Source organism: Mesorhizobium sp. M7A.F.Ca.US.002.01.1.1 (genome assembly GCF_004022955.1).
Taxonomy (GTDB): Bacteria; Pseudomonadota; Alphaproteobacteria; order Rhizobiales; family Rhizobiaceae; genus Mesorhizobium; species Mesorhizobium ciceri.
In genome coordinates, this window is record NZ_RZQE01000958.1 from 1 (window position 1) to 905 (window position 905).

At 67.0% G+C, this 905-nt stretch carries 1 protein-coding gene and 1 pseudogene; both read left to right on the forward strand.

The annotated features are described in order from the left end of the window. Positions 1 to 486, forward strand: a pseudogene (locus EN932_RS37035) (sugar isomerase); the annotation flags it as partial. Positions 487 to 627: 141 nt separating this feature from the next. After that, the coding region (locus EN932_RS37040; protein ID WP_164890889.1) for a helix-turn-helix domain-containing protein at positions 628 to 905 on the forward strand (278 nt) is incomplete at its 3' end.

Genomic DNA, 905 nt, shown 5'->3' on the forward strand with positions numbered 1-905 from the left:
GCGCAAAGCGCTGCCGGGCAGGCGGCCCGGCTGCTGCAGGGCAGAACATCCATCGACATCGTCGGCGCCGGTGTCGGCTTCGCCAATGCCGGCGAGGCGGCGATGCTGATACGCGAGGCGGTGCGGGTGCCGGCATCGGGATGGGACACGCTGAACTATCTGCACGGGCCGATGGAATCGCAGGATGCGGCGACCGGACTGATCGCCATCGGCGACGGTCGCGAGGTGAAGATCGCGCAGGATCTTGCGGCGCTGGGCTGCCCCTCGGTGCTGGTGACGCGGCGCAGCGATGTCGCTCCAGCCGACAGGCTGGTGGTGATCTCGATTCCCGCGCTCGGCAACGCCATCGCTGATGCCATACTGGAGATCATCGCCATCCAGCTCATTGTCGGCGACATGCAGGACGCGGCCGGCCTCACCGACATCGTGTTCCGCTACCGCCAGACCGATACCAAGCTGAAGCCGTGGTCGCCGACCGAAGTCTGACGTCCTTGTCCGGACATCGCGGAAATTGCCAAACCGGTCAGCAATGAGGCATTGAGGACAGGATATGGCTTTCGAGTCGGGGCAGCGAATGCGCTTTCGCCGACCGGAGACAGGATTTCAGGCAAAGGTCGAACGGCTGAGATGGCGGCTGCGGAAATCCCCAATCTGACCGACAGCGCCCGGGCGGTGCTGCGCCTGCTTGCCTCGCACGGGCCGGTGACGCGGCCAAAGCTCGGCGCCATGCTCGACCTGTCGAAGCCTACCATGTCGGCGGCGGTGTCGGAGCTGAGCGCGCTCGGCCTCGTCGCCTCGCGTGGGATTGAGCGCGGCGCCATTGGCCGCACGGCGACGATCTACGGCATCGGTCCAGGTGCCGGCTACGCGATCGGCATCGATGTCGGCGCCGCCCAGGTGCGCGC